Origin of the sequence: Salipiger bermudensis HTCC2601 (assembly GCF_000153725.1) — a bacterium.
Lineage (GTDB): Bacteria > Pseudomonadota > Alphaproteobacteria > Rhodobacterales > Rhodobacteraceae > Salipiger > Salipiger bermudensis.
Genome location: NZ_DS022276.1, coordinates 3,138,660 through 3,159,801, shown reverse-complemented (window position 1 = coordinate 3,159,801; position 21,142 = coordinate 3,138,660). Strand labels below are relative to the sequence as shown.

At 66.1% G+C, this 21,142-nt stretch carries 39 protein-coding genes; 11 read left to right on the top strand and 28 right to left on the bottom strand.

The genetic code is table 11. The annotated features are described in order from the left end of the window. Nucleotides 1–260: 260 nt before the first annotated feature. From R2601_RS25540 to R2601_RS14885, 6 genes are all read right to left on the bottom strand, one after another. Complete coding sequence (locus R2601_RS25540) at nucleotides 261–2,078, bottom strand: DNA primase family protein (RefSeq protein WP_007799778.1); 1,818 nt, start codon at nucleotides 2,076–2,078, stop codon at nucleotides 261–263. Nucleotides 2,079–2,134: 56 nt separating this feature from the next. Next, entirely contained in the window at nucleotides 2,135–2,311 is a 177-nt protein-coding gene (locus tag R2601_RS26805; protein WP_007799777.1) for a hypothetical protein, read from the bottom strand. Next, a complete protein-coding gene (locus tag R2601_RS14900; RefSeq protein WP_007799776.1) occupies nucleotides 2,295–3,413 on the bottom strand; it encodes a DUF7146 domain-containing protein in 1,119 nt (372 codons plus the stop codon). The genes R2601_RS26805 and R2601_RS14900 overlap by 17 nt, the downstream gene beginning before the upstream one ends. Beyond that, nucleotides 3,406–3,810 carry a helix-turn-helix domain-containing protein gene (locus tag R2601_RS27020; RefSeq protein ID WP_007799775.1) on the bottom strand — a complete coding sequence of 135 codons (405 nt, stop codon included), beginning with the start codon at nucleotides 3,808–3,810 and terminating at the stop codon, nucleotides 3,406–3,408. The genes R2601_RS14900 and R2601_RS27020 overlap by 8 nt, the downstream gene beginning before the upstream one ends. Before the next feature lie 208 nt (nucleotides 3,811–4,018). Further along, nucleotides 4,019–4,231, bottom strand: coding sequence for a hypothetical protein (locus R2601_RS26670; RefSeq protein WP_007799774.1), 213 nt, complete (start codon nucleotides 4,229–4,231; stop codon nucleotides 4,019–4,021). Then, nucleotides 4,224–4,517 (bottom strand): hypothetical protein, encoded by a 294-nt coding sequence (locus tag R2601_RS14885; RefSeq protein ID WP_007799773.1) that lies wholly within the window; start codon nucleotides 4,515–4,517, stop codon nucleotides 4,224–4,226. Before R2601_RS14885 ends, R2601_RS26670 begins: the two co-directional genes overlap by 8 nt. Nucleotides 4,518–4,711: 194 nt before the next feature. Here R2601_RS14885 and R2601_RS26000 point away from each other — a divergent pair, with 194 nt between their 5' ends. From R2601_RS26000 to R2601_RS14870, 4 genes are all read left to right on the top strand, one after another. After that, nucleotides 4,712–5,083 (top strand): helix-turn-helix domain-containing protein, encoded by a 372-nt coding sequence (locus R2601_RS26000; protein WP_083793937.1) that lies wholly within the window; start codon nucleotides 4,712–4,714, stop codon nucleotides 5,081–5,083. Nucleotides 5,084–5,362: 279 nt separating this feature from the next. Continuing rightward, entirely contained in the window at nucleotides 5,363–5,491 is a 129-nt protein-coding gene (locus tag R2601_RS27565) for a hypothetical protein (protein ID WP_007799771.1), read from the top strand. Next, nucleotides 5,488–5,763 carry a hypothetical protein gene (locus R2601_RS14875; protein WP_007799769.1) on the top strand — a complete coding sequence of 92 codons (276 nt, stop codon included), beginning with the start codon at nucleotides 5,488–5,490 and terminating at the stop codon, nucleotides 5,761–5,763. The genes R2601_RS27565 and R2601_RS14875 overlap by 4 nt, the downstream gene beginning before the upstream one ends. 202 nt (nucleotides 5,764–5,965) lie before the next feature. Next, nucleotides 5,966–7,051 (top strand): tyrosine-type recombinase/integrase, encoded by a 1,086-nt coding sequence (locus R2601_RS14870; RefSeq protein WP_007799767.1) that lies wholly within the window; start codon nucleotides 5,966–5,968, stop codon nucleotides 7,049–7,051. On the opposite strand, the gene R2601_RS14865 is transcribed toward R2601_RS14870, so the two are convergent. The 3 genes from R2601_RS14865 to R2601_RS14855 form a co-directional block, all read right to left on the bottom strand. After that, nucleotides 7,044–7,658: an MT-A70 family methyltransferase gene (locus tag R2601_RS14865; RefSeq protein WP_040545408.1), complete on the bottom strand. Its 615-nt coding sequence runs from the start codon at nucleotides 7,656–7,658 to the stop codon at nucleotides 7,044–7,046. The genes R2601_RS14870 and R2601_RS14865 overlap by 8 nt on opposite strands. A 67-nt stretch (nucleotides 7,659–7,725) precedes the next feature. Next, a complete protein-coding gene (locus tag R2601_RS14860) occupies nucleotides 7,726–7,926 on the bottom strand; it encodes a hypothetical protein (protein WP_007799764.1) in 201 nt (66 codons plus the stop codon). After that, nucleotides 7,923–8,273, bottom strand: coding sequence for a hypothetical protein (locus tag R2601_RS14855; protein WP_144266915.1), 351 nt, complete (start codon nucleotides 8,271–8,273; stop codon nucleotides 7,923–7,925). Before R2601_RS14855 ends, R2601_RS14860 begins: the two co-directional genes overlap by 4 nt. Nucleotides 8,274–8,443: 170 nt before the next feature. On the opposite strand from R2601_RS14855, the gene R2601_RS14850 reads away from it, so the two are divergent. The 5 genes from R2601_RS14850 to R2601_RS25535 all read left to right on the top strand — a co-directional run bounded on the left by R2601_RS14850 (nucleotide 8,444) and on the right by R2601_RS25535 (nucleotide 10,745). Further along, nucleotides 8,444–8,686, top strand: a complete 243-nt coding sequence (locus R2601_RS14850) for a hypothetical protein (RefSeq protein WP_007799760.1) — start codon at nucleotides 8,444–8,446, stop codon at nucleotides 8,684–8,686. Between the two features lie 48 nt (nucleotides 8,687–8,734). Then, complete coding sequence (locus tag R2601_RS14845; protein WP_007799758.1) at nucleotides 8,735–9,460, top strand: hypothetical protein; 726 nt, start codon at nucleotides 8,735–8,737, stop codon at nucleotides 9,458–9,460. Between the two features lie 108 nt (nucleotides 9,461–9,568). Next, entirely contained in the window at nucleotides 9,569–9,934 is a 366-nt protein-coding gene (locus R2601_RS14840) for a hypothetical protein (RefSeq protein ID WP_007799757.1), read from the top strand. Nucleotides 9,935–9,988: 54 nt separating this feature from the next. Further along, a complete protein-coding gene (locus R2601_RS14835; protein ID WP_007799755.1) occupies nucleotides 9,989–10,258 on the top strand; it encodes a hypothetical protein in 270 nt (89 codons plus the stop codon). A 55-nt stretch (nucleotides 10,259–10,313) separates the two neighbouring features. Beyond that, the gene (locus R2601_RS25535; RefSeq protein WP_007799753.1) at nucleotides 10,314–10,745 is read left to right on the top strand and encodes a helix-turn-helix domain-containing protein; all 432 of its coding nucleotides are present in this window, start codon (nucleotides 10,314–10,316) and stop codon (nucleotides 10,743–10,745) included. Between the two features lie 102 nt (nucleotides 10,746–10,847). Here the strand turns inward: R2601_RS25535 and R2601_RS14825 are convergent, their stop codons facing one another. From R2601_RS14825 to R2601_RS14750, 17 genes are all read right to left on the bottom strand, one after another. After that, nucleotides 10,848–11,177, bottom strand: a complete 330-nt coding sequence (locus R2601_RS14825) for a hypothetical protein (RefSeq protein ID WP_007799752.1) — start codon at nucleotides 11,175–11,177, stop codon at nucleotides 10,848–10,850. A gap of 247 nt (nucleotides 11,178–11,424) precedes the next feature. Further along, complete coding sequence (locus R2601_RS14820) at nucleotides 11,425–11,622, bottom strand: hypothetical protein (RefSeq protein WP_007799750.1); 198 nt, start codon at nucleotides 11,620–11,622, stop codon at nucleotides 11,425–11,427. Between the two features lie 14 nt (nucleotides 11,623–11,636). Then, a complete protein-coding gene (locus R2601_RS14815) occupies nucleotides 11,637–11,939 on the bottom strand; it encodes a BrxR family helix-turn-helix transcriptional regulator (RefSeq protein ID WP_007799748.1) in 303 nt (100 codons plus the stop codon). 13 nt (nucleotides 11,940–11,952) lie between these two features. Beyond that, nucleotides 11,953–12,360: a hypothetical protein gene (locus R2601_RS26665; RefSeq protein WP_144266914.1), complete on the bottom strand. Its 408-nt coding sequence runs from the start codon at nucleotides 12,358–12,360 to the stop codon at nucleotides 11,953–11,955. A gap of 23 nt (nucleotides 12,361–12,383) precedes the next feature. After that, nucleotides 12,384–12,617 carry a hypothetical protein gene (locus R2601_RS14805; protein WP_007799744.1) on the bottom strand — a complete coding sequence of 78 codons (234 nt, stop codon included), beginning with the start codon at nucleotides 12,615–12,617 and terminating at the stop codon, nucleotides 12,384–12,386. A 297-nt stretch (nucleotides 12,618–12,914) separates the two neighbouring features. Further along, the gene (locus R2601_RS14795) at nucleotides 12,915–13,109 is read right to left on the bottom strand and encodes a hypothetical protein (RefSeq protein ID WP_007799741.1); all 195 of its coding nucleotides are present in this window, start codon (nucleotides 13,107–13,109) and stop codon (nucleotides 12,915–12,917) included. A gap of 16 nt (nucleotides 13,110–13,125) precedes the next feature. Continuing rightward, nucleotides 13,126–13,416, bottom strand: coding sequence for a hypothetical protein (locus R2601_RS14790; RefSeq protein WP_007799740.1), 291 nt, complete (start codon nucleotides 13,414–13,416; stop codon nucleotides 13,126–13,128). A gap of 13 nt (nucleotides 13,417–13,429) precedes the next feature. Continuing rightward, nucleotides 13,430–13,774: a MazG-like family protein gene (locus R2601_RS14785; RefSeq protein ID WP_007799738.1), complete on the bottom strand. Its 345-nt coding sequence runs from the start codon at nucleotides 13,772–13,774 to the stop codon at nucleotides 13,430–13,432. Between the two features lie 23 nt (nucleotides 13,775–13,797). After that, the gene (locus tag R2601_RS14780) at nucleotides 13,798–14,100 is read right to left on the bottom strand and encodes a BrxR family helix-turn-helix transcriptional regulator (protein ID WP_007799736.1); all 303 of its coding nucleotides are present in this window, start codon (nucleotides 14,098–14,100) and stop codon (nucleotides 13,798–13,800) included. Nucleotides 14,101–14,114: 14 nt separating this feature from the next. Continuing rightward, nucleotides 14,115–14,516, bottom strand: a complete 402-nt coding sequence (locus R2601_RS14775) for a hypothetical protein (RefSeq protein ID WP_007799734.1) — start codon at nucleotides 14,514–14,516, stop codon at nucleotides 14,115–14,117. A gap of 38 nt (nucleotides 14,517–14,554) precedes the next feature. Then, nucleotides 14,555–14,803 carry a hypothetical protein gene (locus R2601_RS26660; protein WP_144266913.1) on the bottom strand — a complete coding sequence of 83 codons (249 nt, stop codon included), beginning with the start codon at nucleotides 14,801–14,803 and terminating at the stop codon, nucleotides 14,555–14,557. Nucleotides 14,804–14,816: 13 nt separating this feature from the next. Further along, a complete protein-coding gene (locus tag R2601_RS26800) occupies nucleotides 14,817–14,993 on the bottom strand; it encodes a hypothetical protein (RefSeq protein ID WP_154657517.1) in 177 nt (58 codons plus the stop codon). Nucleotides 14,994–15,140: 147 nt separating this feature from the next. After that, nucleotides 15,141–15,269: a hypothetical protein gene (locus R2601_RS27560; RefSeq protein ID WP_302621471.1), complete on the bottom strand. Its 129-nt coding sequence runs from the start codon at nucleotides 15,267–15,269 to the stop codon at nucleotides 15,141–15,143. Between the two features lie 17 nt (nucleotides 15,270–15,286). Then, nucleotides 15,287–15,511, bottom strand: coding sequence for a hypothetical protein (locus tag R2601_RS14765; protein ID WP_007799728.1), 225 nt, complete (start codon nucleotides 15,509–15,511; stop codon nucleotides 15,287–15,289). Continuing rightward, nucleotides 15,508–15,741 (bottom strand): hypothetical protein, encoded by a 234-nt coding sequence (locus R2601_RS14760; protein ID WP_007799726.1) that lies wholly within the window; start codon nucleotides 15,739–15,741, stop codon nucleotides 15,508–15,510. Before R2601_RS14760 ends, R2601_RS14765 begins: the two co-directional genes overlap by 4 nt. Before the next feature lie 2 nt (nucleotides 15,742–15,743). Further along, nucleotides 15,744–16,028, bottom strand: coding sequence for a hypothetical protein (locus R2601_RS14755; RefSeq protein WP_007799725.1), 285 nt, complete (start codon nucleotides 16,026–16,028; stop codon nucleotides 15,744–15,746). Beyond that, nucleotides 16,025–16,318: a hypothetical protein gene (locus R2601_RS14750; protein ID WP_007799723.1), complete on the bottom strand. Its 294-nt coding sequence runs from the start codon at nucleotides 16,316–16,318 to the stop codon at nucleotides 16,025–16,027. The genes R2601_RS14755 and R2601_RS14750 overlap by 4 nt, the downstream gene beginning before the upstream one ends. Nucleotides 16,319–16,830: 512 nt before the next feature. Between R2601_RS14750 and R2601_RS14745 the strand changes: the two genes are divergently transcribed. Beyond that, nucleotides 16,831–17,583: an aspartate/glutamate racemase family protein gene (locus tag R2601_RS14745; protein WP_007799721.1), complete on the top strand. Its 753-nt coding sequence runs from the start codon at nucleotides 16,831–16,833 to the stop codon at nucleotides 17,581–17,583. 23 nt (nucleotides 17,584–17,606) lie between these two features. Here the strand turns inward: R2601_RS14745 and R2601_RS14740 are convergent, their stop codons facing one another. Together R2601_RS14740 and R2601_RS14735 are read right to left on the bottom strand one after the other, a co-directional pair. Beyond that, entirely contained in the window at nucleotides 17,607–19,298 is a 1,692-nt protein-coding gene (locus R2601_RS14740) for a thiamine pyrophosphate-binding protein (RefSeq protein WP_007799719.1), read from the bottom strand. A gap of 92 nt (nucleotides 19,299–19,390) precedes the next feature. Next, nucleotides 19,391–20,068 (bottom strand): GntR family transcriptional regulator, encoded by a 678-nt coding sequence (locus R2601_RS14735; RefSeq protein WP_007799717.1) that lies wholly within the window; start codon nucleotides 20,066–20,068, stop codon nucleotides 19,391–19,393. A gap of 167 nt (nucleotides 20,069–20,235) precedes the next feature. Here R2601_RS14735 and R2601_RS14730 point away from each other — a divergent pair. Continuing rightward, nucleotides 20,236–21,142 (top strand): BCCT family transporter (locus tag R2601_RS14730; protein WP_007799715.1); only part of this gene is annotated, 907 nt, incomplete at its 3' end.

The window sequence follows — 21,142 nt, the reverse complement described above, 5'->3', positions numbered from 1 at the left end:
GTCGCGGCTTTACCTGTCGAAAAGGGAGGGTTGCGCGGCCGGCGCCTGGGCGGTTGTGCGGGCCTCGCGCGGGCTCAGGCCGAGTCCTCGATCGCGACGCGCCTCGGCCGCCTGGCGGCAGGAGAGGCACGCCCACAACGGCCGCTCGCCCGGCCGTTGCGCAGCGCGGCCGCCTGGGCGCTGATAGCCGTATGGGGCGCGCTCGGCGCCGCAGAGATCGCAGCAGCGCGGGGGAGGAGGAGGCGGCGGCGCGGGCATGATCAGCCCTTGCGCGCCGCGGCCTGGCGGATCTGGTCGCCGTATTTCGCGATCAGGTTCCGGGTAGTCTCCTTGATCCTGATCCCGGAATAGCCGGTATCGGATCTCTTGACCGGCCGGAATTGCTCCCCGTTCGGCCCCTTCACCACGCCGGCGCGGTCCTTCAGAGCCCGCGCGATCGTGCGGCTACCCCATGCCGCGTCGCCCAGGTCGAGCAGCCATCCGTTGAAAGCGTCGCGCAGCTCGCTCGATTTCTCGAAATGATCGGGCAGGCCGGTGATCTCGCACTCAGATTGCAGGAACATGCGCAGCTTGTCCGACTCCTGGCGATACTCGTCGGTCGCCTGGCGCACGGCGTCGGGGATCGAGAGACCGCCCTCGGCCCAGGCTAGATAGCCCTGCACCGCCCAGGCGAGAATGCCGGGCGCCTCGGCCCAGAGCTTGTCGGGCAGGGTCGGGTCGACCTCCTCCTCTGGGATCTGCTCGAGCCAGGGCACCAGGAGGACGCGCCGCCAGATCCCATCGTCGCTGCCCCTGATCTCGGGCTTGTGGTTCCCGCTGATCATCAGCTTGAACTCGGGGGTGACCTCGACAAACTCCTGCATCATGCGCCGGATCATGATCGCCTCGCCGCCGGTCAGCGCCTTGATCATTGCCTCTTTCATGCGCGTGCCCTGTTCGGGCTCGGAGGCCCGCACGAAGCGCGCGCCAGGCAGACGCACGAGGTCAGGCGTTGCATCCGACCCTTTGCGTTGCTCTGCGCCTGTCAGGGTCTCGATCGGCACCGTGGTGCCGTAGTCGGCGAAGATCTTCGCCAGCGTGTCGACGAATGTCGATTTGCCGTTGCGACCGCCGCCATAGTTGAACACGAGCTTTTGCTCGGTCGTCTTGCCGGTCAGGCAATAGCCGACATAACGCTGCAAAAAGACCTGCATGTCGCGGCTTGGCTGCACCCGGTCGAGGAAGGCCTGCCAATGCGGGCACTTCGCGTCTGGGTCATACTCGACCGGAATCAGCTTCGAGATCCGGTCCTCGCGCCGATGCTTCTCCAGGGTGACCTTCCAGCTTGGCCCCACGTCTCCCCACTCCGCATCGTGCGGGTCGAGATCCAGGCGGAATTTCAAAGTGCCGTTCTTGACGTTGACCGCCAGAGGATCTGCGTTGAGATCCCCGATCAGGCAGGCGACCTCGGGCTTGGCCTCGAGCAGCATGTTGGTGATCTTCGACGAGTTGCCCGAAGCGCGCGCATGTGCCTTGTGAGCCTTCTTTCGGGCAGCCTGGCGGTCCAGGATCTCGCTCGCCTGGTTCGAATATTGCAGCAGCGCGCGCCTGCGATCGCGGTCCTCCTGGCTGAGATCCGCCGGCTTCCTGCGCTCCAGCTCACGCAGCTGCCCGGCGGTATCTCGCGCCAGCTGCACCCGCTCCTCCTCCCAAGGCTCGAGGGTGAGATACTCGATCTCGGCAAGGATCCGCGCCGAGATCTTCTGGGCATCCCGGCGCACCGTCAGCTCGTCCTCGTCGGCGAGCCAGCGATTGCCCTGCCAGCGATACCAACCGAGCCGCGGGACAAAGAGAACATCCTCGCCGTAATAGTGCAGCAGGCGCTGCCCGTTGCCGTGGTCATGAAGCGGAAAATGCGCCGCCTCGGCCTCGAGCGGCCGATCGAGATAGATCGGCCCGCCGCCATCGCCGCCGCGATCGGCGCCCTGATCCCGATCCCAATCGGGCCCCGGTGATCCGGGATCCTCTGGGCCTTGTTCGGCCGGCGTCACTTGTTCCGAACGCTCGAAAGCGCCGCGAATATCGTCTGCCCCATCCATCTTTTTTCGTTCCTTCTACCCCATGCGCGGCGCCGGCCCCTCCGGCGCCGCCCGCCTCAACTCAGGCCCTGCGCCAGGCCGATCGCGACCAGGCCCGCCACAAGCGCGGCGCCGACAAGCCAGACCGGGCCGGGCCACGGGCTGGCGCCCTGCAGATCGGCTGCGCGCGAGACCGGATCCGGCCGCGCGAAATCCGGCGGCAACAGCGGGCGGTTGTCATTGCTCGGTGTCATCGTCGTGATCCCCCTTGAGAACATCGTTGAAATCCTTCCCCTCGGGCGCGGCGACGATCTCGGCGCGCAGCTGGGGGTTGTGAGCCATGGCGCGGCGCAGACCGGCCTCGAGCTTCGCCCGCGTTGCCTTGGGGTCGCTGTCGCCGTCTTGCAGGAAGATCAGCCGGCCGAGATCCGGCGGCGGCAGGAAGGCCTCGAGATCCTCGAGATCCGGCTCGCCGGAATAGCGCTTGCCGGGCCGCTTGATCTGGCGGCCGGCCATGTTGCCGAGATCGACGCCGGCCCAATAGGAGGCGCCCTCGATCGGCGCGACGACCATCGCCGAGGCGGTGGTCTCGATCCCTTCGCCGACGACCAGGCAGCCACCGGCAGGCGGTTGAGGCCCAAGGCGGATCGCGCCGCCCTTCTTCGACCCCCGCACCAGCTTGGCCGGCAGAGCCGCGCCATCGCCGTCCAGGATCTCGGCTTTCGACCCGGGCCGGGCCGGGTCGATCCACGTCTGATGCACGGCGCAAATGCTGCGATTTGGCGCCTGCACCGCCGCGATCATCGCTGGCCCGCGGTGATATTCCTGATACTGCCCGCCGAGCTTGCGCACATAGCGGTGCGCCGGCAGGCAACGCAGGGTCGGCGGCCAGCTCGCGAAGCGGATCCCGCGGCCGTCGAGATAGGCCCGCACCGGCTCGAGGTCGCAGCCCTCGGCCGAAGCCCAGATCGCGCGCGCATCCTCGATCGCCTTGGCGCGCGCCTTGGCCGCATACTCGGCCTGTCGCTGCTCGTCGGCTTCGCGCTTCTTGCGCCGGCGCTCCTTTTCGGCGGGGTCGATCTCGACATCTGCGGCGCCGACCAGGAAGTCGAGCGCCTGCGGGAAATCGCAGCCAAGCGCCACCGTCACCAGCTTGATGCCATCGCCCCCGCCGCAACTGCGGCAGTTGTAGACCTGCTTTTGCGTGTTGATCGAAAACCGATCGGTGCCGCCGCAGGCCGGGCAGGGCCCGCATTTCTCGACGGCCGAGATCCGCCTCAGGGTCAGGCCGAGCCGGGTCGCGACCTCGTCGATCGGGATCGCCTGGGCCTCATGCAGACGGTCGTCGCTACGCATCGGCCGCCCCCGTGAAGGAAAACCCCTCCGGGGCTGTGAGCCGATAGCCCATGCCCGGCCAGGCGTGGATCCGTGCCGGAAGCGACAGCCGGGCCAGCTCGGCGCGGATGGATCCGAGCCGGGCGTAGACCGTGCGCGGGTCCGACCACTCCTCGAGCGGGCGATCGCCCATTGCGGCGGCGTGCAGAGCCTGCAGCGAAACCAGCTGCCCGCGGCGTCGATCGAGGGCGTGCAGGATCCGCGCCTCTTGTCCTGTGACACGTAGGCCGAGCGAAACGAGCCCGTCATAGAACACAGGCTTTGGGTCGAGATAGAAGGCGAGCAGGCCCAGGGCATAGCTCAGGCGCTCGCCCTCAGGCTGGGCCATCACCTCGGCCTCGAGCCGCGCGGCGCTCATTGCGCAACCTTTCGAGACCAGCGATCGCAGCTGGCGGCCGAGGTGTTGGCACGGCGCAATAGCCCGTCGATCGCGCATTTCGCGGGCTCGGCAGACCGCAGCTTTCCCGCGAAATGCGCGCAGGTTCCGCAGGCTCGGCGCAGATGCCAGGGACAATGCGGGTACTCTGGATTGACGGACGAGTCGCGACGCTGAACCACGCTGATGCTCATTTGTCCGCCCTCCGCCGGGCGCCGGCGGCCAAGGGGGCCAGCGGGTTGCGGGGCAGGGCGCCGGGCGCCTCGCGCAGCAGACGGACATAGGCGGCGACGATCTCGGGGATCAGCGTCTCGGCCGGCACCCCCTCGGAGATCGCGATCGACTGCACGTCGCGCCGGATCCCCGGCTCAAGCGCAGCGAGGGGATCGGAGTGATCAGGCATCGGCACCCCCGATCGGCTCGGCTGGCAACAGCTGCCGCGGGAGCGGGTCGAGGACGACGCCCTCGACCGCGGCGCGCGCGACCAGGTCGCGCGCCAGAAGTGAGGCGGTGCCGAGGTTGAGATCTCGGCCCGGCTTGCTCAGGAAATGCGACAGGGTGTTCTTTCCAAGCCCGAGGGCAGGTCCGTATCCGGTCGGTCGCAGCTTGAGCGCGAGCAGCGCATCCGCGAGCCATGCCCGAAATTCAGCCGGTTCTGGGAGGGTGTCGGGGTGCGTTTTCCGCGTCATGCCGCCTTGCCTGCCTCTTTTCATCGGTTTGCCACTCGTGCGGTGACTCTCTGGCAAGGCTTCGCACACAATAACGTGCAAGGCAAAAGAAAAAACGCCGTGATGCAAGCGGGTGCCGTTGCATTTTTTAACAACAGTTCACATTTTAATGTGCAGGGGGCATTTTAAGGCAATGATTTTCGGAGACTCACAGGATGCTTGATGCGCCCATGACAACAACGTCACCCCTAGACCAGCGGCTCGACATTGCCCGAAATAATATACGAATGGCAGCCGCCCTCAGAAACATGAACTTTGCAGAGATCGCGCGCGCGGCCGGATTAAGCCGCAACGCAGTTTCTCAATTTGTCGCAGGACGCACATCGCTGTCCTATCAGAACATGCTGCGCGTTTGCGACGTGCTGGGTGTGCCGATCGGCCTCATGCACCAGGCCGATAGCATCACCGAGGCAAGGATCCGCCTTCACAAAGCCTTGACGAGCCTGCCCGAGCACTTGGCCTCTGAGGCCTTTGCCGCCGTGGCAGAGGCGCGCCCGAGACGACGCGAGAGCGATCCCGACGACTGAGGCGCTTTCGCCTCGCGCGCCGCGATCGCTTCGATCCTGGCCGCGAGGCGGTCGAGATCCGCCTCCGGCCAATCGCGCGTTTCAAGATGGATTTTTTCGATGTCGGTTCGATGCATAGCAGATCCCCCAGAAGTGCAGAGCAGCGTGGCGCGGAATCGCGCCGGTTGCAGATCAATAATCGTTAACCTTTTCTCTTTGTTCCGTGCAAGTGTTCGCTGTAGTTGACGCAGCACATTTTAGTGTGCAATGCCTTTCGTGTGAAAAGCGAAAGGGAATCGCATGCCCAAATTTTCAGACGATCCGACCGTCGAGCGCATCGCGTGCCAGATTGACCTGCTCTGCCGCACTGTCAGTGTTGTCAGCGGCGCCGTGTTTGTCGTCTCCCTCGTGGTCAAGGTGCTGCTATGAGACGGCCTCCGATCGAGATCCTCGACCACGCACGCGGGTTCAGCGACCGCATGGCGCGGCACGACATCTGCGAACGCGCCGGCAACGCCGAGGCCGGCACGATCCTGGCGCTGATCCGGGACCGGGGCGGCCGCATCACGCCGTCGATCGACCAGGCCGCCCGGATCCAGATCGCCCGGATCGCGTTTGCCGGCATCGAAGGCGAGGGGCCGGGCCTTCTCGGCGCAGCAAGGGACTGGCGGCGCAAGGCCGCGGCCAGCCTGCGGCCATGAGCGCCCCGGCCGAGCCCGATCGGCTGCTCTCGACGCAGGAGGCGGTCGACTATCTCGCCGAGCGCGGGGTGCAGATTTCGCGCCGTCTGCTCGACCAGCTGCGCGCCGAGGAGGCGCTGCCCTGGATCCAGGCGCGCGGGCGCGTGCGGATCCTGTATCGCCCGGCCGATCTCATGGCCGCTGTCACCGAGGAGGGAAGCCGATGCCGCTCAAGAAATTCCGCCGGGGTTCGGGCGTCTACTACATCCGCGGCACCGTCGCGGGATGCAGCATTTACGAAAGCACTGGAACACGCGACGCGGCGCGGGCAGACGCCATCCGCATCCGCCGCGAGGCGGAACTCCTCGACCGTCACGCCTATGGCAAAGCGGCGACGCTGACCTTCGCCGAGGCCGCGCTTGCCTACATGAAGGCCGGCGGCGAGACCCGGTTCCTGGCGAAGATCCTCGAGCACTTTGGACCCGATACGCTTCTTAGCGACATCGACAACGCCGCAATCGTCGAGGCCGAGGCGGCGCTCTACCCGGAGGCCGCCGCCTCGACGGTCAATCGCCAGCTCATCGTGCCGATCTCGGCGGTGGTCACCATGGCCGCCGACGAAGGCCTGACCGAGCCGCGCCGATTCAAGCGCCGCAAGGGCGACCGGGTCCGCACGCGCTGGCTCACCCCGGAGGAGGCTGAGCAGCTGATCGAGGCGGCCGCCGAGGGCGCGCCGCATATCTTGCCGGCGATCGGGCTGATGCTCGGGGCCGGGCTTCGCTCGAGCGAGGCCCTCGGCGTCGACATGGCGCATTTCTATCCCGCCACCGGCGAGGCCTGGATCCCCAAGACGAAGAACGGCGAGCCGCGCATGGTGCGCCTGCCATCGCGCGCCCTTGACCTGATCCGCTCGCGCCCCTTGCCCGATGCCGGCGCGATCTGTCGCTCCCCCAAGGGCCGCGCCTATGTGCAGCGCGAAAATGGTGGCGGCCAGATCTCCACCGCCTTCGCCAATGCCGTGACCCGCGCCGGGCTCGATCGAAACGAGGTCACCCCGCATGTGCTGCGCCATACCTGGGCGACCTGGTACTACGCCCAGACCCATGATTTCGGCGGTCTGCTCGATATTGGCGGGTGGAAAAAATCGGACATGGCGCAACGCTATCGCAAGATCGCCCCGGCCGATCTCCCCGATCGCCTGCAGGCGCATGGCTGGGGCTTTGGCGCGACGATCCGTGAGGAGCAGCCCAAGGCCGCACCGATCCGACAGGCGAGCGGGGGCCGTCCGACGCTGCGCGTCGTCAAGTGACGGCACCGCCCGCGTCAAACTTTCCCGCCTCGTCGCCCCAGGTTGACCAGCCCGGCCGCGAGCTGCGCGAGAAAACCTCGATCCGCCGCGCCTGGGGCATCAGGGCCTCGGCCGCCGAATAGGCCTCCTCCGGCTTCCTTGAGTGCTCTCGCAGCTCCGCCTCGATCGTGATCGCGGTTTTCCCCACCTCCTCGACCGTCTGAGCCGCGCCGGCATAGCTGGCGACCGTTGACCGCGTCGACCGCGTGACCTTTGGCGCCCCTCGAGTGCCGAGCAGGAACGGCTCGTTCGAGCTGCGCAGCAGATAGCCGGTGCCGAAAGCGTCGCGCCCGTGTTTGGTGCGTTTGACCCAGGTCCCGGCGGTCTTGAAGGTGAAGCCCCAGGCGCCCAGCACCTCGAGCGCCTGGGGAAGCATGGGGTTGATCGCCCAGAGCCAGAGCAGGCAATCGCGCGCGGCGATCTCGCCCACCGGCATGCGCGCGATCGCGTCGAGATCCATGCAGGAGTAATGCGCCTGGGGCGCCTTTGCCTCGCCGGCGCTCGAGCGGGTGATGAAACGCCAGGGCGGGTCTACCATGATCAAACCGAACCCGCCGGCAGGACGCATCGCCCGCAGATCCGAGAAATCCTGCGCGATCGGGAGAGGGCTCGGGGCGGCCATACCGTCGAACAGGTCAGCCATCGGCGGAGATCTCGGCCTCGACCGCTTCGAGCGCCTCGAGGGTTGGCGCATAGTGATGCGCATACCGGCCGCGCATCCGGCCCGACATCTCGCGATAGAAATCAATCCAGGCGCCCAGGTCGCCGATCGGGAAGCGGCTGCGATAGGCCTCGCCCTCGAGGAGGATCTCGCCCCCGTCGCGCCGCGCGATCACAGCTTGCCTCCGAGGCTCTCGCGCAGCCAGGCGTTGACCTCGTGCGCCGGGATCTCGCAAAGGCTCTCGACCGGCGCCCGGCGCCCCTGGCGAGCAGGGCGCACGGGCTTTGCGTCAGCCTTGTCCTGCCAGTAGCGCTCACGGGCGGCGAGGATCTCGGCGCGCAGCTGGGCCTTGGTGGCCGGCGCGGCAGCCGGGTCGGAATACTTCGCCGGGATCCGCGCGAGCATGGCCTCGAGATCGGGCTTTTTCACCGTGTCGACGAGCGGCGGCAAGAGCCAGTGAGCCTCCGCCCGGGCCGCGATCGCGGCAGGGCTCGGGGTCGGTCGTTTCGGGGATCTGTTCATGTCTCGGCCTCCTGAGGATCTGCGCGAGACAGACAGTAGGCGAGCCGAACGCGAGCCGTAAACGGCAAAGCACAGAAAAACGTGCATTAGGTGTTTACAGTGGGGGCGACTGCCCCTATATCTATTTGCACAGGGGCACGGCGCCCCGCTCAACATCAGGAGAGACCACGATGACCTTTTCGACCTGGATCGACACGTTTGCCGCAGAAAAAGGCCTCGACCTCGAGCGCCTGATCGAAGTCGAGGGCCCCTCTGGCACCAACTTCATGCCGGCCGAGATCGTGATCGAGGCGATGAAATCCGCACCCGCGAGCGAACAGCGCCAGCTCCGCGCGACGATCGTGCGGCTCGATTTCGCCGCCGCACCGATCGAGCCTTTCCTCGATCACCTCGCCCAAGCCCTCGCAATCTGACCAATCGGCCCGGCGCAAGCCGGGCCCCAAACACAGGACCCGAACACCATGGCAAAGATCTTGATCGGATGCGAAACCTCCGGCGTTGTCCGCAACGCCTTCCTCGCTGCAGGGCACGACACCTGGTCCTGCGACATCCTGCCGAGCGATGACGGGTCGAACCGGCATATTCAGGATGACGTGCGCAGCGTCATGAAGATGGACAATTGGGACCTCATGGCGGTGATGCACCCGCCCTGCACCCGCCTTTGCAATTCCGGCGTGCGCTGGCTCGACAAGCCGGCCAAGAACCCGATTGCGGATCTCACCCCGCAGGAGGCGGCAGACTGGCCCCATATGTCCGAAAAGGAAAAGCTCGCCCTCACATGGCGCAAGCTCGAGGACGGCGCGGCACTGTTCGATGCGTGCTGGAATGCCGACATCCCGAATATCGCGATCGAAAACCCGGTGATGCATCGGCACGCGAAGGCGCTGATCTCGAACTTCGAGGACGAGGCCAAGCGCCGCTCGAGCTATCAGCCCTGGCAATTCGGCACCGAGGAGGCCGGGCCCGACAACGTGCGCAAGCGGATCTGTTTCTGGAAGCGCGGCCTGCCGGCGCTGACCCGCACCGGCACACTCGACGGCAGCACCGCGCGCGCCGAGATCCACCTCGCATCGCCGGGAAAAGACCGGTGGAAAATTCGATCGAAGTTTTTCCCCGGCATCGCGGAGGCCATGGCGCAGCAATGGGGCGACCACGCGGCCGCGGCCTATGCGCACCGCGCGGCTTGACCAAGATGCACAAAAAAATGTGCTGCGCCCCTTTACAGTGGGGGCGATAGCCCCTATATCTATTTGTGCAGGGGCACGGCGCCCCGCTCAACATCAGGAGACAGCACGATGACCACCGCATTCGAAGCCGGCAAGACCTACTGGACCCGCAGCATCTGCGACCATGACACGATCTTTCAGATCACCGTCGAGCGCCGCACCGCCAAGACCATCGTCACCACCGAGGGCAAGCGCCTGCGGATCAGCCTCTACCAGGGCGTAGAGCAGGTCGCCCCGCACGGCCGTTACAGCATGTGCGCGATCATCGGCGCCGATCGCTTCCTCGAGGAGGAAGCCCCGCGCGACACCTGGGCCGAGGCAAACGCCGCCCAGGCGGCCCGCCAGGAGGTCCAGGACGCCACCGCGACGGCCCAGGCGCCCGAGGCCAGCAACGTGATCGACTTCGCCGCCTACCGCGCCCGCCGCGTCGCCTGACCAGCGCGCCCGGCCTAGGCCGGGCGTCACCCCTCAAACACAGGATCTCAGACCATGACCGCGACCACCTATCAACTCGACCTCACCCGCAGCGCCGGCGACGCAACCAACATTCAACAGGCGATTGCGATCGAACTCGCCATCGGCGGCAGCCTCGGATCTGATTTCGCAGCCTGGCCTGCAGGGCTCGCGAACGAATGGAACGCCGCTGCAGAGGCCGGGACCTTTGCCACGTCGCGCACCTTGGGCGACATGGCCCGCGCCTTCCTCGGCCACCGCCTGACCAGGATCCCCATCGATCACGCGGCGGCGCCGGCCGCCTGACCAGTGCGCCCGGCTCGAGGGCCGGGCATCACCCCCACACAGAAGGAATTGACCCATGTCCAAGACGATGACCCCCGCCGAGATCCGCGAGGCGCGCGAGCTGCTCGGGCTCACCCAGGCCGAGCTTGGGAGGCTGCTAGAAACGGACGGGCAGACCGTGCGCCGGATGGAAATGGACCCCGGCGCCAGCACGTTCCGCAAGCCCGCGCCGCGCATGGTGCGGCTGATCGAGGCCTACCTGCAGGGCTACCACCCGGCCGACTGGCCCGGGGATCCCGAGGACCCGCTCGACGTGATCGAGCGCAACTTCACCCAGGAGGCGGGCACCTTGCCGGGATATGTCGAAACCAGCGAGCGCGCGTTGCCGAGCGTCTGGCAGGATTTCGAGGATCTCTCGAACGGCCCGACCCGCGAGATCCACACGATCGGCCGCCACCCGGTGACCGGCGCGCCAGTGGCCGAGCGGATCATCTATCATGTCAAGTGAGCGGCCGTCGCCCGGCGGCGATCGCCAGACATGACAAAGCCGCGCCTGGCGATAGTCAGGCGCGGCTTTCTGGTTTCCGGGGATCCGCCGGGATTGTTGGACTTAGGAGAATTCGTTGGTCGCCCAGTCGTGCCAGTTGAAGTCGCACCCGCAAGACCACTTTGTGAACCAGCCGCCTTTGCCGTCTGGTAGGTCGCCCATATCGTGCGGCGTCTCATGGCAGTGTGGGCATTCGGGAAGCAAGACGGTGACCACCGTCCCAGGCGGGAAGGTCCGCGCCGCCAGCATCAATGTCCCTTCGGTGCCGACGGGGCCCTCACCGTCCATGTCTCCCTCGTCCGAACCGATCCAGCGCGGTTCGTGCTGGTCGCAGTTCGGGCCGGAGTAAACGTCGGGCGCGTGGCGCGCTCTCATCGTCTCGCGTAGTTGCATCTGGGCCTCCGGTTCAGTTGGACTTGAAAAGGTGGGGGTGGATCTGGCGCGCTGATCGTTCGACCCATGGGGCGCGGTGCGTTACGCATACATTCCAAAGTTGCCAACGTATGAAGTTGGCGCCTCGGAATTTGGCCCAATATGGCTGCCGGTTGTAACCGCCCATCTCAATCGAGATCAGCTTTGCCTTTGGCAGCTTCTTTCTCACGCTTCTGGGGATCATATGGCCTCCGGGGGGTCAGTTGGACTATTCCTCGCCCCAATATGAGACGTCGCTCTCGGCGCACGCCTCGGGGCCTTCTTCGCGGTAGAGTGGGTCTGCGTGATAGCTTGCCGCGACTCCCTTGCAGTAATCCTCGACGGACTGTCCGTCATCGAAGGTGTCGAAACCTGCCAGGCGTTTGGCCTCTGCCGTGAACCGGCGCGTAAACTCTTCAAGGCCCATGGTGCCTCCGGGGGTCAGTTGGACTTGTCTTGGGTTGGGTAATGTTCCGCCACGGCAGAAACTATGTCGGCCGCGGCGCAGCGGTGGCCGCGTGTGAACAGAGGCTTCGAGCCTTCGCCCTGTATGTAACAGCGCGGCGATGGATCGTAGGCGATCCGGCGTGGGTTCAGTTGCATGTATCTGCGCAGGTCGTGGCTGGCCTGCTGGATCGACATGCGAAACGCTCGCGCGATGTCGCTGCGCTGGATCTGACCTTCCTCATCGATCAGGTCATCAATCCACATGAGGCGGACTACAGTGGCGAAGGGGTCGGTCATGCTGCCCTCGGGGTCAGTTGGACGCTGCTTCGTCGGCGTCCCAGTATTCCATGTCTTCGTCTGCCAGTTCTTCGGGGTCGGAAAGGTCTTCATGGCCGAACGGCAGTTGTAGGCTGCGCAGATAATCCAGTGCGCAGTCGTGGGCGTCGTGCAGCGTCAGGTCGCGGCATCTCGCTATGTAGCGGTCGGCCATCCTGCGCACGAAGCGGTTCATTCGCAGGTCGCCATCCTTGGCAGCCGCTGCTGTCCAGACCAGCTCTTGCCGGTAGCCCGACCTTCCTTCGCCCGCTTCGTGGCACGGAACCATGACGTATCGCCGGGGGCGTTCGCCGACCTTTGCCCAGCAGTGCCCGCAGACCCACACACCAAGGATCATGTCGCCTTGCTTCTGATGATCGCACGGTTGTTTCGGTGCTGGCATGGTGCCTCCGGGGATTGTTGGATTCAGTTGATCTTGGCGTCAGGCCAGAAGTCGGCCACACAAGCCTTCGCGTGATCCCACATCGCGGCGCGCGCCCGTTCTGGGTCTCCACCTGACTTCACGGCCATCAGGACGAAGGCGCACATCAGGTCTGCGGCTGCGGTCGCGTTATCGCCGCCGTGGTTTCTTGCGTTCATCTGCGCCTGCATCGCGCAAGCCTCGATACGCCGCTTTATGATGGTGGGTTCGTCGGTCATAGTGCCTCCGGGGTTAGTTGGATTGCGGCTCGGGGACCAATTCCCCGAGTTCCGCTAGTTTCGTTTTGAGCGCCTCTATTCGCTTCGGGTAGGCCACCGTCCGTCCGTAGTTTGTGAGGCCCCATTGGCTCGGGATGCCGCTGTCGATTACAAAGCAATACGAGCCGTCACCGTGGACCCTAATCCAACGCCACTCTTTGCCGTCCGCGAATTTTGCGGTGCCCGCCAAAAGCTGACCGGCGGCGTTCCGCGTCTCAGGGATGATTTCGTTTACTCGCATCGGTGCCTCCGGGGTTTTTAGGACAGGGCCAGCAGCGGGCAGTGCGAGGGGTCGCACCATTCCATGCCGCTGGTGTTTTCTTCGTGCTCACAGATGCGGCCTTGGCCTTCATCATCGCGATCTGGGTTGCGGTGCTCGCACACCGATTGGCAGTGATCCCATGCCGCCTTGACGGCGTGTAGGGCTTCGACGGTTTCGGCGCTGACGGTCATCGACGGGCCTCCGGGGTCAGTTGGACTCGGTCGCAGCAGCGACCATCTGGTTGATCTGGTGGGTGCTCCACCCGCGCGCTGCGGCGAGGTTCCAGAGCGCGCTGATCCGCGCCGCCGCTGCGACCTTCTCGGCATCGGTCAGCGCGTAGCTGTAGGCGGTCGTGGCCAGTCCGCGATCTCGCCCGCCCGCCGAAACGCGCACGCTCCTATGCCCGTCCCATGCAGCCTTCATGTGCTCGAGCGGGCGGTTATCGCCGCCGCGCTTGGCGACCAGCGCCGCTTCCTCTTTCTCGCGAATGGTGCTCATTGGGGCCTCGGGGTCAGTTGGACTGTTCGGGGAGGCGGGTCTGCATCCCGTACTTCACCGAGGTCCGGTTGAATTTCCGGGCGACCGCTTCGCTGAGGTCGATGCCCATCTTGGCCGCCAGCAAGTCGAGGGCGATCACCGCGTCGGCCATCTCATCCGCAACATCCTCGGGTGCGCAGATGCTGCCCTTGATGCCGCGCTCATGCCGCAGGTATTTCTTCACCGCCTCGGCTACCTCGCCGAATTCTCCGGCGACCTCGATCGCTCGGAAGGCCACGTCGGCCTTGTCGTTTCCGGGCCATTCCGTCTGGCGGGTGTTGTTCGCCTGGCGCAGCGCGCCAAAGGTCAGAGTGCTCATGCGGTTTCCTCTTGGGCTCGGGGTCAGTTGGACTTGTCTTCGGTGGGGTAATGTTCCGCCACGGCCGAAACTATGTCGGCCGCCGCGCATCGGTGGCCGCGTGTAAACAGAGGCTTCGAGCCTTCGACCTGTATGTAACAGCGCGGCGATGGATCGTAGGCGATCCGGCGTGGGTTCAGTTGCATGTATCTGCGCAGGTCGTGGCTGGCCCGCTGGATCGACATGCGAAACGCCTGCGCGATGTCGCTGCGCTGGATCTGCCCTTCCTCATCGATCAGATCATCAATCCACATGAGGCGGACTACAGTGGCGAAGGGGTCGGTCATGCTGCCCTCGGGGGTTATTCGGACTCTGCTTTTGCCGGAACGTATTCGTGGTTCCGGCTGGCGGCGAATTGGAAGCCGGTGAAGGTCAGGCTGTGCTTCTCCTGCCAAGCGTCCATGGCTGCGCGAACCATCTTCTCAAGATCGGCGCGCACCTCTGGCTTCAAATCAAAGACCAGAATGTCGCCTTCGGGATCGCCGTGGCATTCTGCGGCGTCATCTTCGGCGCTCTCCACGAACAAGTGGGCATCGAAAAAGCGGCTAATCTCGATGTTGGCGGGCTTCATCGCCTCAACGATGTGCCCGCCTTCCTGCTCCTCAGTTGCGATGTAGACCGCTTCTTCGCGCGTTTCGCATTCGGTGTGGAATCGTTCGTCGTCGTGGCCGACCCACCATTTCCAGTTCTCTTGTTCGCTCATCTCTCCGGCCCTCCTTCGGCCTTCGTGAGATTGTAGGATCAGTAGCTTAGAAGGCCGAGATCACGGGCTTCGGCCCGCGCCTCGCCATGGATACGGCGGCCAGATTCATCCGGTGTTTCTGGCATCGGAGGGTGATCGGTGAAGTGGGTGTGATACCCCGGCCAGTGGCTGTCATTGGGTGTGCCGATCCATGCGGGTTCGCCCAGCCATTCGCCATCTGGGCCAAGCGCCCACCACGTCTTGTTTCCCATATCTTCGTGCCAGCTTTCGAGGGGTCGAGCGGTCATAGGGCCTCCGGGGTCAGTTGGACTGATCCGCGATCCACTCAAACATGTCGATCGTATCGCGGCATCTTGGTTCGGTTTGGGGTTCGGTCGTGAAAGCAGTGCACTGCGGAGCACCGCCATTGGTGAAGCTCCATTCCGCCGGGTACTCCGGCTCATCAACCCGGTGCGCCAGGGCGCGAAGTTGGATCATGCACCCATCGCCCTCGTGGTCAGCAAGTGCACACTTGTCGCACCATTGGGCCATGAAGATGTCGCCCTCTGTGCCGTTGCTGGGCCGGTAGGGCCGGTATATTCCACCTTGCGCCATAGTTCCTCCGTGGTCGGTCGCGCTCAGCGCTCAGTTGCGCGCCGGCCGTGGCCTCGGCCGCGGGATCCGGCCGAGGGTGAGCACGTAGTCGGCGCCCTCGATCTCGGTCACGATCGCCACCGTCTCGGCGTCGACCAGGATCACCTCTTGCGGCAACACGCCGGAGTCGAGCACCGCTAGGGCGCGATCGGCCCGCTGAGGTGTAGGAACCCGCGTTGGAGATCATCCACATAGGGATCCCAACCGTCGAGAACCCCGTGAGCCCCGATCGCTTCACGCACGGCCTCACGGTTGTGGGATTTTCCGCAGCAGGGCGGGCCGTGGACCACCACCGGCCGACCCTCGGCGATCGCGGCGCGGGCGGCATCGAGAACCGGCGTCTCCGGCTTCACCGCGCTCATGATCTGGGCCCCCGGCCTTTGGCCGCGAGGCGGGCATATTGCCGGCGCAGCTGGCGGGTGAGGGGCTGGGGATCCTGGGCGGGCATCTGGGCCGCGCGGCGCTGCCGGGCGGCGCTGCGGGTCGGCCGGATCTGGTCGGCCCGCTCCGGCGCACCGGCGAGCAGAGCGACGGCACGCCCGGCCTGGGCGGCGAGGCTGCCCATCATGCCGGCGAAATGCAGATGCGACATCCTCATGCGACACCCCCGATCGAGGGGCCGAAGCCGAAGGCGGCGCGGGCGGTGGGAAAATCTTGCGCCGCGCGCCGGTCCAGGCTGGGCTCGGGGTCGGCCGCGGCGCGGCGCGAGATCTCGGCGCGGATCCGGTCGAAGGCGGCGGCATCGCCCCAGGTGACGGCCGACTGCCAGGCATCCTTGAGCAGCGCATCGGAGGCTTTTCGCAGGTTGCCCGGCAGGGCGTCATGCGCGGGGATCTGGCGAGCCGGCCGGCCCAGTCGTCGGACGGTCACATAGGTCATGCGGCACCGCCGATCGTCTTCTCGAGGCCGAGCGCGTCGCGCAGCTTGGCCTGGGCGCCGGCGACGCCGACCTGCTCGCCGAGGATGGCGCGGCGGTTGAGGATCGGCACCAGCCAGACCAGGAGGCGGCGGGCCTGTTCCTTGGTCTCGGCGATGCGGGCGGGGATGAACAGCACCGGATCGCCCTCGACATCATAGGCATGCCAGCCCGATTGCGTGACCTGGGGGCTTTCCTCGGCGCCGGGATCCTCGGCCGCTCTGAGGGTGATTTCGTCGGTGTGCAACATCATGGGGTGACCTCCTGTCCATGCTGCACGTTTTATTGTGCAATGCATGGTCTCCGGTCAACAAAAAACCGGGCCCGAGAGGACCCGTGCAAAATCCGTGCAGGCCCTTTGTCGGGGTGCGGATTTATATAATGATTTCAGGGGGTTTAGGGAGTTTTGCGCGTCCCTTAGCAGGGGAGCGCCTTCGACCACTCGGCCACGTCTCCGTCGACGCGTATAGCCAAGCGAAAGCGGGGAGTACAAGGCGAAATGTTGGAGGATACGAAATCTTTTCCTGAAGGCGCGTCTGCCGGGGCGGAGGGGCCTCGGGGCAAGGAGGCGCGGCTGCCCGGATCTGGGCGAGGGGGCCTGCATGGTGTGGCGGTGCGGCGCTTGCGCAGCAGTCGGCGAGAAGCACGGGCTGCAGCAGACCGCACCGTTGTTTGGCGCCGCGCGCCGGGCCATATCCGGAGCACAGCCCGCCCGCGCCGGCCTCCCTCGGCCCGCAGCGGTGCCCTTGCACGGAGACCCGCCCGATGTTCGATCCCGTCCGTCCCTTCGGAGCCCCCGGCAGCCATGTCGCGCAAGGCGGCAAGGCGATCTACGGCGCGCCGCTTGGCATCCTGATGCTCGAGGCGCGTTTCCCGCGCGTGCATGGAGACATGGGCAACGCCACGACCTGGCCGTTCCCGGTGCTCTACCACGTGGTGCGCGGGGCCAGCCCGGCCAAGGTGGTCTGCGACCGGGCCGAGGGGCTGCTTGAGCCCTTCATCGCGGCCGCGCGGGATCTCGTCGATCTTGGCGCCGAGGGCATCACCACCAATTGCGGCTTCCTGTCGATCTACCAGCGCCAGCTCGCCGACGCCGTGCAGGTGCCGGTGGCGACCTCGTCGATGATGCAGGTGCCCTGGGTGCAGGCAACGCTGCCGCCGGGCCAGCGGGTGGGGATCGTCACGATCAACGCGGCCGGTATCACGCCGGCGCATCTCGAGGGCATCAATGTGCCGCTCGACACGCCGATTGCGGGCTGCGAGGGCGGCGACGAGCTGTTCCCGGTCATCATCAACGCCGCGCGGCCGCAGCTCGATCTCGCGAAGGCCTGTGCCGATGTGGTGGCGGCGGCGCAGGCCCTCGTCGCACGGCACCCGGAGCTTGGCGCGATCGTGCTGGAATGCACCAACATGGCGCCCTACAGTGCTGCGGTGCGCGCCGCCACCGGGTTGCCGGTCTACGACATCTACTCGATGACCACCTGGTTCCAGGCCGGGCTGCAGCCGCGCCGCTTCTGAGCCTGTGAGCTTGTGATCCGGGCTCAGCCCATCCAGCGGCGCACCGGCGCGTTTGCCTCCTCGAGCGGCTGCGTCACGACATCGACCAGCGTCGGGCCGTCATGCGCGACCGCCTCGGCCAGCACCCGGTCGAGCTCGGCCGGGTCCTCGACGCGCCAGGATTTCAACCCATAGGCCGAGGCCACGGCGGCCTGATCGACGCGATTGAAGTCAACATTGTAGTAGCGGCTGCCCTTGTCGGCCATCTGGCTGGCCTTGATCCAGCCGAAATTCGCGTTCGAGAACACCACGAAGGTGATCGGCGCGCGGGCCCGGCAGACGGTCTCCAGTTCGCCAACGGTGAAGCCGAAGGAGCCGTCGCCCATCAATGCCACGGTTTTGCTCTGGGGCCGCCCATACCACGCGCCCAGCGAGGCCGAGAGCGAATAGCCAAGCGCTCCGTGGGCGCGGTTGGTGATGAAATAGCGCCCCGCCAGCGCCTGCCGATAATAGGCCGAGGCGTAGGGGCAGGAGGTGCCGGGATCGGACACCACGGTGGCGTCGGGCGGCAGGACCTTCATCAGCGCGGCGATGACACGCTCGGGGCGGATCGGGTGGTCGGTCTCGGCGGCGATGTGGTCGAAGATCTCGAACTTGCGGCGCTTGATGTCGGCCACCGCCGCGGCGCCCCCGAAGGTGGAGGCTCCGTGGTCGCGGCGGTCGAGCTCGGCATTGACCATCTCGAGCGCGAGCCGCAGGTCGCCCACCACGCCGACCTCGGTGGGCAGGTTGGCCCCGATCACCATCGGGTCGACGTCGAAATGCACGATGCGGGTGCCGGGGCTCGGGGCCTCCCAGCGCGAGGTCGTGGTGGAGCCGGCGCGGCAGCCCATGAACACCACCAGATCGGCGGCTTCCATCATCTCCCAGGTCTGGTCGGTGCCGCCGTTCGAGCCCACCACTCCAAGCGCGTTGGGGTGGCTGTCGGCGAGCGACCCTTGCCCCGAGATCGAGGTGGCGACGGCCACGTCGAGACGCGTGGCGAGGCGGTCGAGCGCGGCCATGGCGCCCGAGACCACGACGCCGCCGCCGCAGACGATGAGCGGGGTTTTCGCCGAGAGGATCGCGTCGACCGCCGCCTCGACCGCCGCCGGGTCGGGGCCGGTGCGGTAGGCGGGGTAGGTGGCGAGCGCGGGATCGGCCCAGATCTCGGTCGGGTCGACCTGATCGTACTGGATGTCATAGGGCAGGCCCAGATGGGCGGCACCCGAGCGCCCGGTGGTCATGGCGCGGAAGGCGGCGCGGACCATGCGCGGGATGTGATCGGCGCGCTTGATCACGGTGTTCCACTTGGTCAGCGGGCGCATCAGCGCCTCCTGGTCGACCTCGGTGAGCGGGTATTTCCCGTAGCTCGCCACCGAGATATCGGTGGTGATGCCGAGCACCGCGTAGGAGCTTTCCGAGGCCTCGATCAGGCCCGGCAGAATGTAGGTGGCGCCGCCGCCCGAGGGGCCTTCGCAGACACCGGGCCGACCGGTGACGCGGGAATAGCCGTCGGCCATGTAGGTGGCGCTGCGCTCGTCGCGGGTGAGCACGTGCTCGATCTTGTGATCGAGCAGATGCATGGCATCGTAGAAGGGCAGGGTGGTGTCGCCGCAAAGCCCGAAGATGTGCCGCACGCCCTGCGCCTCGAGCATCCGCACCATCGCCTCGGCACCGTTCAGTCTGTTGTCCATGATCTGTCTCCTTGGTGGGCTGTGGCGCGGTTGTCGCTATGTATTCCGCTCTGTATACAGGTCTGCCTGCCCACCGGCAACGCGTGGTGGGGTCAGCTGCGGGCGCTGGTATAGACGTGCCCGTAGGCGGCCTTGACCGCGGCGAGGATGTCCTCCTTGCGATGGAGAATATGCACCCGCATGGCGGCCATCGCGGCCTCGGCATCGCGATCGCGCAGGTGGGCGAGCATGTCGCGGTGCTGGGCCTGGGTCTGGTCGCGGCGGCCCTCCATGGCGATCCAGCGGATCAGGTGCAGCCGGTCGTTGAGATTGGCGAGCATCTGGCGCAGCACTGCATTGCCGGACAGCGTGGCGATGCGGTCGTGGAAGCCGATATCGAGTTCGATCAGCCGGTCGACCGAGGCGTCTGGAGATTCCGCGCTGCTCTCGTCAAGGAAGGCGGCCAGTTCGTCGACCCCGGCATCGTCGACCCGCGCACAGGCGAGGCGGATGGTGGCGCATTCGATTTCGAGCCGGGCCTCGAACAGGTCGAAGACCCGCTCGGGATCAAGCGGCGGCGCGGCGAAGCCCCGGTCGAGATGGAGCAGAAGCCCTTCGGCGGTCAGCCGGTTCAGCGCCTCGCGCAGGGGCGTTCTGCTGAGCGCGAGTTCGGCCGCCAGCGCCACCTCGTTGAGCTTTTCCCCCGGCAGGAAGGTGGCGCGCAACAGCCGCTCGCGAAGCTCGGTATAAGCACGCTGCGAAGAACTGGCGGGGGCGGGTTGCGGATGCATGGGGGGGTCCTGACTGCTTATCTGTATGCAGGAAGGTATCCAGCGCATCGCGGCCAGGTCAACGGCTCGCCAGTGAGGATAAAATTCCCGTAAAGATTGTGCGGAACCAATTCAAAGCACGCCTGTTGGAGTAAAGTGACAGTGCAAAATACACAGAGGCTTGATCCTTGGAACAGCTTGCCCGCCGCCTCGGCCTGAGAACCGATCCGACGATATTTTTCGTCTCCGCAGGGTTCACGGTCGTCTTCGTCCTCGCCCTGATCCTGTTTCCCGAACCGATCGGAGATGCCTTTGCCGTCGGGCGAAGTTGGATCGTCACCAACCTTGGCTGGTTCTTCGTGCTCGGGGTCAATGTCTGGCTGGGCTTCCTGATCTGGGCTGCCATGTCGCGCCACGGCCATATCCGGCTGGGCCGCAAGGGCGAGCGCCCGGTCTATTCCAACCTGTCGTGGTTCACCATGCTGTTTGCCGGCGGCATCGGCACGGTGCTGATGTTCTGGGGCGTGGCCGAGCCGATCAGCCATTTCTCGAACCCGCCGCTGCCCGGCGTCGATCCGTTCACCGAGGATGCGGCCAAGGATGCGATCTCGGTCGCGATCTATCACCTCGGCCTGCACACCTGGACGATCTTCACCTTGCCGGGCCTCGCCTTCGCCTATTTCATCAACCGCTACGACCTGCCGGTGCGGGTGAGCTCGGTGTTCTACCCGCTGCTGGGCGAGGGCATCCACGGCCCCGTCGGCAAGGCCATCGACATCGCCTCGATCCTCGGCACGCTGTTCGGCGTGGCTGTTTCGCTGGGCCTCGGCTCGAGCCAGATCGCCGCCGGGCTCGACGCGCTCTTCGGCACCGGCTCCGGTGCCTGGGTTCAGGTTGCCATCCTTGCGGTGCTGACGGCGGTGGCCGTGGGCTCCATCGTCGCGGGCCTGGACAAGGGCGTGAAGCTCTTGTCGAATCTGAATATCGGCATGGCGGTCGCGTTGATGATCTTCGTGCTGGTCTGCGGCTCGACGCTGTTCCTGCTGCGCGGGGTGGTCGAGACCTTCGGGCTCTATTTCGGCAACCTGCCGCGGC

What these genes read in the sequence shown, in the direction of transcription:
- R2601_RS14735 (WP_007799717.1), bottom strand. Translation starts at nt 20,068, where the DNA reads ATGCATCCGCAACCCGCCCCCGCCAGTTCTTCGCAGCGTGCTTATACC.
- R2601_RS26665 (WP_144266914.1), bottom strand. Translation starts at nt 12,360, where the DNA reads ATGCCAGCACCGAAACAACCGTGCGATCATCAGAAGCAAGGCGACATG.
- R2601_RS14855 (WP_144266915.1), bottom strand. Translation starts at nt 8,273, where the DNA reads ATGAACAGATCCCCGAAACGACCGACCCCGAGCCCTGCCGCGATCGCG.
- R2601_RS26800 (WP_154657517.1), bottom strand. Translation starts at nt 14,993, where the DNA reads ATGATCCAACTTCGCGCCCTGGCGCACCGGGTTGATGAGCCGGAGTAC.
- R2601_RS14835 (WP_007799755.1), top strand. Translation starts at nt 9,989, where the DNA reads ATGACCGCGACCACCTATCAACTCGACCTCACCCGCAGCGCCGGCGAC.
- R2601_RS25535 (WP_007799753.1), top strand. Translation starts at nt 10,314, where the DNA reads ATGTCCAAGACGATGACCCCCGCCGAGATCCGCGAGGCGCGCGAGCTG.
- R2601_RS26670 (WP_007799774.1), bottom strand. Translation starts at nt 4,231, where the DNA reads ATGCCTGATCACTCCGATCCCCTCGCTGCGCTTGAGCCGGGGATCCGG.
- R2601_RS14825 (WP_007799752.1), bottom strand. Translation starts at nt 11,177, where the DNA reads ATGCAACTACGCGAGACGATGAGAGCGCGCCACGCGCCCGACGTTTAC.
- R2601_RS14820 (WP_007799750.1), bottom strand. Translation starts at nt 11,622, where the DNA reads ATGGGCCTTGAAGAGTTTACGCGCCGGTTCACGGCAGAGGCCAAACGC.
- R2601_RS14875 (WP_007799769.1), top strand. Translation starts at nt 5,488, where the DNA reads ATGAGACGGCCTCCGATCGAGATCCTCGACCACGCACGCGGGTTCAGC.
- R2601_RS14870 (WP_007799767.1), top strand. Translation starts at nt 5,966, where the DNA reads ATGCCGCTCAAGAAATTCCGCCGGGGTTCGGGCGTCTACTACATCCGC.
- R2601_RS14900 (WP_007799776.1), bottom strand. Translation starts at nt 3,413, where the DNA reads ATGCGTAGCGACGACCGTCTGCATGAGGCCCAGGCGATCCCGATCGAC.
- R2601_RS14845 (WP_007799758.1), top strand. Translation starts at nt 8,735, where the DNA reads ATGGCAAAGATCTTGATCGGATGCGAAACCTCCGGCGTTGTCCGCAAC.
- R2601_RS14790 (WP_007799740.1), bottom strand. Translation starts at nt 13,416, where the DNA reads ATGAGCACCATTCGCGAGAAAGAGGAAGCGGCGCTGGTCGCCAAGCGC.
- R2601_RS14805 (WP_007799744.1), bottom strand. Translation starts at nt 12,617, where the DNA reads ATGACCGACGAACCCACCATCATAAAGCGGCGTATCGAGGCTTGCGCG.
- R2601_RS14750 (WP_007799723.1), bottom strand. Translation starts at nt 16,318, where the DNA reads ATGATGTTGCACACCGACGAAATCACCCTCAGAGCGGCCGAGGATCCC.
- R2601_RS14850 (WP_007799760.1), top strand. Translation starts at nt 8,444, where the DNA reads ATGACCTTTTCGACCTGGATCGACACGTTTGCCGCAGAAAAAGGCCTC.
- R2601_RS14815 (WP_007799748.1), bottom strand. Translation starts at nt 11,939, where the DNA reads ATGACCGACCCCTTCGCCACTGTAGTCCGCCTCATGTGGATTGATGAC.
- R2601_RS14755 (WP_007799725.1), bottom strand. Translation starts at nt 16,028, where the DNA reads ATGACCTATGTGACCGTCCGACGACTGGGCCGGCCGGCTCGCCAGATC.
- R2601_RS25540 (WP_007799778.1), bottom strand. Translation starts at nt 2,078, where the DNA reads ATGGATGGGGCAGACGATATTCGCGGCGCTTTCGAGCGTTCGGAACAA.
- R2601_RS14785 (WP_007799738.1), bottom strand. Translation starts at nt 13,774, where the DNA reads ATGAGCACTCTGACCTTTGGCGCGCTGCGCCAGGCGAACAACACCCGC.
- R2601_RS14775 (WP_007799734.1), bottom strand. Translation starts at nt 14,516, where the DNA reads ATGAGCGAACAAGAGAACTGGAAATGGTGGGTCGGCCACGACGACGAA.
- R2601_RS14780 (WP_007799736.1), bottom strand. Translation starts at nt 14,100, where the DNA reads ATGACCGACCCCTTCGCCACTGTAGTCCGCCTCATGTGGATTGATGAT.
- R2601_RS26805 (WP_007799777.1), bottom strand. Translation starts at nt 2,311, where the DNA reads ATGACACCGAGCAATGACAACCGCCCGCTGTTGCCGCCGGATTTCGCG.
- R2601_RS14760 (WP_007799726.1), bottom strand. Translation starts at nt 15,741, where the DNA reads ATGTCGCATCTGCATTTCGCCGGCATGATGGGCAGCCTCGCCGCCCAG.
- R2601_RS26660 (WP_144266913.1), bottom strand. Translation starts at nt 14,803, where the DNA reads ATGACCGCTCGACCCCTCGAAAGCTGGCACGAAGATATGGGAAACAAG.
- R2601_RS27020 (WP_007799775.1), bottom strand. Translation starts at nt 3,810, where the DNA reads ATGAGCGCCGCGCGGCTCGAGGCCGAGGTGATGGCCCAGCCTGAGGGC.
- R2601_RS14740 (WP_007799719.1), bottom strand. Translation starts at nt 19,298, where the DNA reads ATGGACAACAGACTGAACGGTGCCGAGGCGATGGTGCGGATGCTCGAG.
- R2601_RS27565 (WP_007799771.1), top strand. Translation starts at nt 5,363, where the DNA reads ATGCCCAAATTTTCAGACGATCCGACCGTCGAGCGCATCGCGTGCCAG.
- R2601_RS14840 (WP_007799757.1), top strand. Translation starts at nt 9,569, where the DNA reads ATGACCACCGCATTCGAAGCCGGCAAGACCTACTGGACCCGCAGCATC.
- R2601_RS14765 (WP_007799728.1), bottom strand. Translation starts at nt 15,511, where the DNA reads ATGAGCGCGGTGAAGCCGGAGACGCCGGTTCTCGATGCCGCCCGCGCC.
- R2601_RS14795 (WP_007799741.1), bottom strand. Translation starts at nt 13,109, where the DNA reads ATGACCGTCAGCGCCGAAACCGTCGAAGCCCTACACGCCGTCAAGGCG.
- R2601_RS14745 (WP_007799721.1), top strand. Translation starts at nt 16,831, where the DNA reads ATGTTCGATCCCGTCCGTCCCTTCGGAGCCCCCGGCAGCCATGTCGCG.
- R2601_RS26000 (WP_083793937.1), top strand. Translation starts at nt 4,712, where the DNA reads ATGCTTGATGCGCCCATGACAACAACGTCACCCCTAGACCAGCGGCTC.
- R2601_RS14865 (WP_040545408.1), bottom strand. Translation starts at nt 7,658, where the DNA reads ATGCGTCCTGCCGGCGGGTTCGGTTTGATCATGGTAGACCCGCCCTGG.
- R2601_RS14885 (WP_007799773.1), bottom strand. Translation starts at nt 4,517, where the DNA reads ATGACGCGGAAAACGCACCCCGACACCCTCCCAGAACCGGCTGAATTT.